The organism is Phenylobacterium sp. (assembly GCF_044371015.1).
GTDB lineage: Bacteria > Pseudomonadota > Alphaproteobacteria > Caulobacterales > Caulobacteraceae > Phenylobacterium.
This window is the reverse complement of sequence record NZ_JBILUK010000173.1, coordinates 1-6,695: the sequence shown is the minus strand read 5'-3', so window position 1 is coordinate 6,695 and position 6,695 is coordinate 1. Positions and strand designations below refer to the sequence as shown.

Annotated in this window: 6 protein-coding genes and 1 pseudogene; 4 read left to right on the top strand and 3 right to left on the bottom strand. The window is 68.3% G+C overall.

All coding sequences use genetic code 11. The features are described 5' to 3' along the window. Positions 1-328, bottom strand: a pseudogene (locus ACIQ3R_RS13315) (S9 family peptidase); the annotation flags it as partial. Positions 329-332: 4 nt separating this feature from the next. Next, positions 333-980, bottom strand: a complete 648-nt coding sequence (gene chpT, locus ACIQ3R_RS13310; RefSeq protein ID WP_397419273.1) for a histidine phosphotransferase ChpT — start codon at positions 978-980, stop codon at positions 333-335. Between the two features lie 138 nt (positions 981-1,118). On the opposite strand from chpT, the gene cysQ reads away from it, so the two are divergent. Continuing rightward, positions 1,119-1,847 (top strand): 3'(2'),5'-bisphosphate nucleotidase CysQ, encoded by a 729-nt coding sequence (gene cysQ, locus ACIQ3R_RS13305; protein WP_397419275.1) that lies wholly within the window; start codon positions 1,119-1,121, stop codon positions 1,845-1,847. Between the two features lie 4 nt (positions 1,848-1,851). On the opposite strand, the gene ACIQ3R_RS13300 is transcribed toward cysQ, so the two are convergent. Beyond that, entirely contained in the window at positions 1,852-2,082 is a 231-nt protein-coding gene (locus tag ACIQ3R_RS13300; RefSeq protein WP_397419271.1) for a hypothetical protein, read from the bottom strand. 276 nt (positions 2,083-2,358) lie between these two features. On the opposite strand from ACIQ3R_RS13300, the gene ACIQ3R_RS13295 reads away from it, so the two are divergent. The 3 genes from ACIQ3R_RS13295 to ACIQ3R_RS13285 all read left to right on the top strand — a co-directional run. Then, entirely contained in the window at positions 2,359-3,171 is an 813-nt protein-coding gene (locus ACIQ3R_RS13295) for an enoyl-CoA hydratase/isomerase family protein (RefSeq protein ID WP_397419269.1), read from the top strand. 54 nt (positions 3,172-3,225) lie between these two features. After that, the gene (locus tag ACIQ3R_RS13290; RefSeq protein WP_397419267.1) at positions 3,226-4,413 is read left to right on the top strand and encodes an acyl-CoA dehydrogenase; all 1,188 of its coding nucleotides are present in this window, start codon (positions 3,226-3,228) and stop codon (positions 4,411-4,413) included. A 68-nt stretch (positions 4,414-4,481) separates the two neighbouring features. Further along, the coding region (locus ACIQ3R_RS13285; protein ID WP_397419265.1) for a PAS domain-containing sensor histidine kinase at positions 4,482-6,695 on the top strand (2,214 nt) is incomplete at its 3' end.

Here is a 6,695-nt window from a genome sequence, read left to right as displayed (position 1 = left end):
TCCCGGATCGCGCCGAGAGGAAATAGAGCGAGCGGCCGTCCGGCGACCAGCGCGGCGCCGCCGCCGCCCTGTCGGAGATCGCCAGCACGCGGGGCGGGAGCGTCGGCGCGCGGCGATCATGCAGCCAGATCGAGCCGACGCCCCGATTGTTGGTCCAGTCGGTCGAACGCAGCGTGTAGGCGAGATATCGCCCGTCCGGCGAGAGCTGCGGGTCGCTGATCTGGTCCAGCATCGCCAGATCGTGAGCTGTGAAGCGCCGGGTCTCAGCGTGCGCCGCTCCGGCGAGCGCCAGGCCCACCGTGAGAAGGGCGGCAAGCGCCTTCCACACAGCGTTACAGCGGGATCGAGGCCGCGAACACGACGCGGTCTTCGCGGACGTCGGCGAAAACGCGGCCGCCGGCGTCAGCGGTCAGCAGGTGAACGTAATAGGCCTGGACCCAGTGGCCGTGCAGGCCTTCGCCCAGGGGTTCGCCGCGCAGGCCGGCCAGCACCTCGGGCCGCAGCCGGGCGCGAGGGCTCTCAGATTCCAGCGCCACGACGAGGGTCTGGTTCTCTTCCACCGCTTGCACCCTCGCCGTGCCGCCCGTGGGCAGCGCCGCTCCGGCCATCTGGGCGAGATTGAGCAGCGCGCGGGCGGCGGGCTTGTTGATGGCCGGCGGCTCCACCCGCCATTCGAGGTCGGCGCGCATGTGGCTGAAGACCCCCTGGGCCAGCTTCTCCAGGTCGCGCACATCAAAGGTTTCGGCCGAAGCCGAGGCTCCGAAGGCGACGCGGCAGAACGACAGCAGGTCTGCGAGCTTTCGGGCCGAGGTGGCGATAAGCCCCATCGCCTCTTCCTTCATGTCCTGGGCGGACGGATCCTCCAGCAGGTCCAGGCCCGAAGTGATGGCGCTCGCGGGACTTATAAAGTCGTGACACATGCGCGCGGCGAGATAGGCGGCCAGCTCAGCCGGGCGCACGACGGGGGCGGGATCGGTCATGCGCCCTAGCTAGACGCGATTTGCGCCTTGGGGAAACGGCCCGCGCGCACTACCAGAGCCCGGCCTCCAGACCAGGGACTTGCCTTGACCGCCGACCCCATCGCCGACCCCGCGCGCATCGGACCGATCCTCGCCGACATGGTGGAGGCCGCCGCCGCCCTGATCCTGCCTCTTTGGCGCTCCGGACTGGAGGTCGTCCGCAAGGCCGACGAGAGCCCGGTGACCGAGGCTGATCAGCGGGGCGAGGCGCTGATCCTGGAGCATCTGGCGCGCGCCTTTCCCGGCGTCCCGGTGATCTCCGAAGAGGACGCCAGCGAGTTTGGGACGCCCGACGCCATCGGCCCGCGATTCTTCCTGGTGGACCCGTTGGACGGCACCAAGGCCTTCGTTCGCGGGGATCCCAGCTTCACAGTGAACATCGGGCTGATTGTCGACGGGCGGCCGGTGGCCGGCGCCGTCAATTGCCCGCCCACGGGCGAGACCTGGTTCACCCAGGACGGCGCGGCCCTGAAGCGCATCCACGGCGGTCCGGCCGAGCCGGTGCGGGTGCGCGCCTGGCCGACCGGCGCCGCGGTGGCCCTGATCAGCCACACCATGAAGGAAGAGCATCGGACCAAGCTGATGGCCGATTTCGCCTGTGATCACACACTGGCGATGGATTCCTCGATCAAGTTCTGCCGGTTGGCCGAGGGCGGCGCCGATGTCTATCCGCGCCATGGGCCAACCATGGAGTGGGACATCGCCGCGGGGCACGCCGTGCTTGAAGCCGCCGGCGGGAGCGTGCGCGGATTGGATGACGGCCCTTTCGGCTATGGCAAGGCGCAGGCCGGCTTCCGCAATCCGGGCTTCGTCGCACGCGGCGGCTGACCGCTCAGATGTGCTTGCCGCCGTAGAGCGGCGTTTCAACCGCGAAGGCATGATTGGGTTCGGCCATAAGGCCCCGCGCGAACGCGCCCGCGCCATAGCCCGACAGGCCCAGCAGGAACGCCAGGGCGGCGATCACAAGGTAGGGGCGAAGGATATCCATGACGCGAATCGAAGGCTCGACTGCGCCGGTTAGCGAAGGCTGAACGCCGGGTCCGATCCAAGCGGCTAGGGCCAAGGGAGAGTCTCCTGGAGCCACCAGGCGGCTCTGGAAAGTCTACGCGCGAGACTGCAAGCGGGTTGCGATCAGCGGGCTTATTAAGAACGATTCGCATTTCGAACCGAAGACCTACGCCAAATGCGCTTCTCGGTTGCACCGGGGATTTGGTCATGTCGCGTTCCACGCACCGCCGCACGCGGGCGATGGTCGCCGTTTCGCTGTCCGCCGCCTACTGACCCCTTCCCCGCCCGGCCAATTGGCGCGAGTGTTGGCAAAACGGACGGGAGACGCGCGATGTCGGCAAGCCAGCATATCCAATGGGAACGGCGCGGGGCCACGGGCGTGCTGACGCTCAATGCGCCCGATCGGCTGAACGCGCTTTCGGCGGCGATGCGCGAGGAGGTCGGCGCGACTCTGGCCGAGGCGCGCGCGGATGACGGCGTACGCGCTGTGGTGCTCACCGGCGCGGGCCGTGGTTTCTGTTCGGGCGCTGATCTCGCCGCCGGCGCGGCGGTGATGTCCGAGGGCGGCCCGGTCTATGCCGACCAGAACGAGCGGCTGGACGAGATGGGGTGGGTCGGGCGCTGGGCGACGATGCTGGCCGGCTTCGACAAGCCGTTGATCGGAGCGATCAACGGCATTGCGGCGGGAGCCGGGCTCTCCACCGCCATGGCCTGCGATGTGCGGATCGGGACAGAGGCGTCACGGTTCAAGAGCGTGTTCATCGAGCGCAATCTCTCACCGGACTCCGGGCTCTCCTGGTTCCTGCCCCGCGTGGTCGGATACGCCGCCGCCGCCGACATGATCTTCACCAGCCGTGCGGTGGGCGCGGAAGAGGCGCTCAGGCTCGGCCTTCTGAACCGCATCGTGCCTGCCACCGAACTGCTGGATGCGGCGGTCGCCTATGCGGAGGAGATGGGACGCTGGCCGCCGCTGGCGCTGCGCATGTCCAAACGCGTCCTGCAGCGGAACCAGGATGTCGGGCTGGAAGAGGCGCTGCGCAACGAGACCCAGGGTCTGGCCTTGGCCCGACGGGCGTCGAACGACGCCAAGGAGTCCCGCGCCTCGTTCCTGGAAAAGCGCCCCGGCGTCTACACAGGAACCTGAAGACCGGCTAAGTCGCCGGCGCGCCGATTGTCCGGACAAGCGAGGACGTTCACCATGCCGCTCGATACCGCCCCGCAGAAGACCTACCGCTGGGACGACCCGCTGGACCTCTCGTCGCGCCTCTCGGAAGAGGAGCGCATGGTGTGGGACGCAGCCCGGCAGTACGCGCGTGAGAAGCTGCTGCCACGGGTGGTCTCGGCCTATGCCGAAGAGCGGTTCGACCGCGAGATCATGACCGAGATGGGCGAACTCGGGTTCCTCGGCCCGACGCTGCCGGAAGAGTATGGCTGCGCTGGGGTCAACCATGTGGCCTATGGTCTGATCGCCCGTGAGATCGAGGCCATCGACAGCGGCTACCGCTCGGCGATGAGCGTGCAGTCCTCGCTGGTGATGTATCCGATTCACGCCTTCGGGTCCGAGGCGCAGCGCCGCAAGTACCTGCCCGGCATGGCGGCGGGTCGGATTATCGGCTGCTTCGGCCTCACCGAGCCGGATGGCGGCTCGGACCCCGCTTCGATGCGCACCGTCGCGACGAAGGTGTCGGACGGCTATGTGCTGAATGGCGCCAAGATGTGGATCACCAACGCGCCGGTCTGCGACGTGGCCCTGGTCTGGGCGAAGCTGGACGGCAAGATCCGCGGCTTCCTGGTGGAGCGAGGGACCAAGGGCTTCGAAACCCCCAAGATCCAGAACAAGCTCTCGCTCCGCGCCTCGGTGACCGGCGAGATCTCGCTGACCGACGTGCACGTGCCGGAAGACGCCATGCTGCCCGGCGTCGAGGGCCTGCGCGGACCGTTCTCGTGCCTCAACAAGGCGCGCTACGGCATCGCCTGGGGCGCCATGGGCGCGGCGGAGTTCTGCTTCCACGCCAGCCGCGATTATGTTTCGAGCCGTTCGCTGTTCGGCCGCACCCTGGCCTCCCGCCAGCTGGTGCAGAAGAAGCTGGCCGACATGTCGACCGAAATCGCGCTGGGTTTCGAAGGCGCGCTGGCCCTCGGCCGGCTGATCGACGAGGGCGCCTGGGTGCCGGAAGCGATCTCGATGCTGAAGCGCAACAACTGCGGCAAGGCGCTGGATATCGCCCGCGTCGCCCGCGACATGCACGGCGGCAACGGCATCTCCGGCGAGTATCACGTCATGCGCCACGCCTCGAACCTGGAGACGGTCAACACCTACGAAGGGGCGCACGACGTGCACGCTCTGATCCTGGGTCGCGCCATCACCGGTGAGAGCGCATTCTGATACCGGCGGTCGCCCAACACTAAATTTACGCGCTCATCTTACAACCTGGGGTTCCAACGAGGACCCTCATGGCCGAGCCGCGCCCGTTTGACGACGACAAGACCGCGATGATCCGGGCGCTGTTCGAGCACAGCAGCGACCTGATGCATGTGGTCGATTCCGCGGGCGTCCTCCTCCTTGTGAACCCGGCCTGGGTGCGGCTGACCGGATATTCTGAGGCCGAACTCGTCGGTTCTCCGGCGCTGGACTACTTCGTCACGGAAGACGGCGAGGCGGCCGCGCCGCGTCTGCGCGACATGGCTTCCGGGGTCGTCTCTGAGCGTGAAGCGCGCATCCGCACGCGCGATGGTCGGCTTCTGTGGATGGCGTCGCGCACCCAGAAACTGGAGGACGGGCGCTACATCGTGACTCTGCGCGACGCGGCCGCCCAGCGGGCGCGGGCCGAGGAGCTGGAGGAAGCGCGGCGCACCCGCAAAGCGCTCAGCTCGGCGGCCGGCATCGGCACATGGGAATACATCCCCAGCACGGACACCATCTTCTGGTCCGACGAGCTGATCCAACTGGCCGGTTTTGATCCCGAGGTGGTGTGGACGCCGGAGCTGTTGTTCAGCCTGGTTCACCCGGACGACCGTGCGCCCACGGAGGAAGCGCTGGAGCGCGCCGGGGCCAGCGGTGAGACCGTGAGTCTGGAGCATCGTATCTGGGCCCGGGATCGCTGGCTGGTGATGCGTGTGACCGTGCGAACCGAGCGCGCCATCGACGGCCAGTATGTGCTCAAGGGCATTTCGGAAGACATCACCGAACTGGCCGGCGCCCGCGACGCCGCCCGCCGCAGCGAGCGGCAGATCCGCCAGTTGGTGGAGGCCGCGCCCTTCGCCGTGGCCATGATGGACCACGACCAGCGCTATGTGGTGGTGAGCCCGCGCTGGGCCCAGACCTTCGGCCTGGAGCCGGACAGCGACGCCGGTCTGGCCATGTCGCGCGCGCCCCAGCGATTCCTGCTGGCCCATGCCGAGGTGATGGAGGGCTTTACCGTCTCCCGTCGTGAGGATCAGTTCATCGACGGCGCCGGACGCGCTCACTGGCTGCGCTGGGAAGCCGCGCCCTGGTTTGACGCCCAGGGCCAGGTCGGCGGCATGGTGGTCTATGCCGATGATATCTCCGCGCTTTCCGAGGCGCGCCGCGAAGCGCAGGCCAGCGCGGCGCGTCTGTCCCTGGCGCTGGAGGCGGCCCAGGCCGGGGTCTATGAGATCGACCATGTCCGCAAGACGGTCTGGGGCTCGCCGGAGTTCGAGCGCATCGTCGGTGGTCCTGCGCCCGGCTATGCGGCAACCCGTCGACTGGAGTTTCCGCGCTTCCATCCCGATGATCTCGCCGCCGTCCGTCAGGCGTTCGTCGCGCTGCATCGTGGCGAGAAGCGCCCCGGCGAGAGCTTCGAGGCGCGGCTGCTGCGGCCCGACGGTTCCGAACGCTGGGTGCGGATCTATCATCACGTTCTGCTCAATCGTAACGGCCGCTGGCTGAAGGCGGTCGGCCTGGTCCAGGATTGCGATGCGCTCAAGCGGCAGGAACTCGCCCTGGTCGAAGCCCAGCGGGCGGCCGAAGCCGGGGCCGAGGCCAAGTCGGCGTTCCTGGCCAACATGAGCCATGAGATTCGCACGCCGATGAACGGCGTGATGGGCGTGCTTCACCTCCTGAAGAACGAGACGGCGTTGTCGGCCGACGGCCGCGGCTTGCTGGAAGAGGCGCTCTCCTGCGGCGGCATGCTGTCGGAGCTGCTGAACGACGTGATCGACTTCTCCAAGATTGAAGCGGGTCGGCTGGAGCTCAACAGCGAGACCCTCGATCCCGGCGAGCTGGTGTCCGGCGTCACGCGGATTCTCGGGCCCCAGGCCCGCGCCAAGGGCCTGGACCTCGTCCTGGAGATCGACGAGCGGGTCGGCTGGGTGCGATCCGAACCCGTGCGGCTGCGCCAGGCGCTGTTCAACCTGGTGGGCAATGCGGTGAAGTTCACCGAGACCGGGCGGGTCACGGTCAGGGCCTGCTGGGCTCAGCCTGGCGTCCTGCGGTTCGAAGTCGAGGACACCGGGATCGGCATCCCCGAGGCGGCGCAGGCGCGCCTGTTCGAGCGCTTCAGCCAGGCGGACGCCTCCACCACGCGACGGTTCGGCGGCTCGGGCCTGGGGCTCGCCATCACCCGTCGCCTGGCCGAGCTGATGCAGGGCGAGGTCGGGTTCTGGTCGCGCGAGGGCGAGGGCTCACGCTTCTGGCTGGAGGTTCGC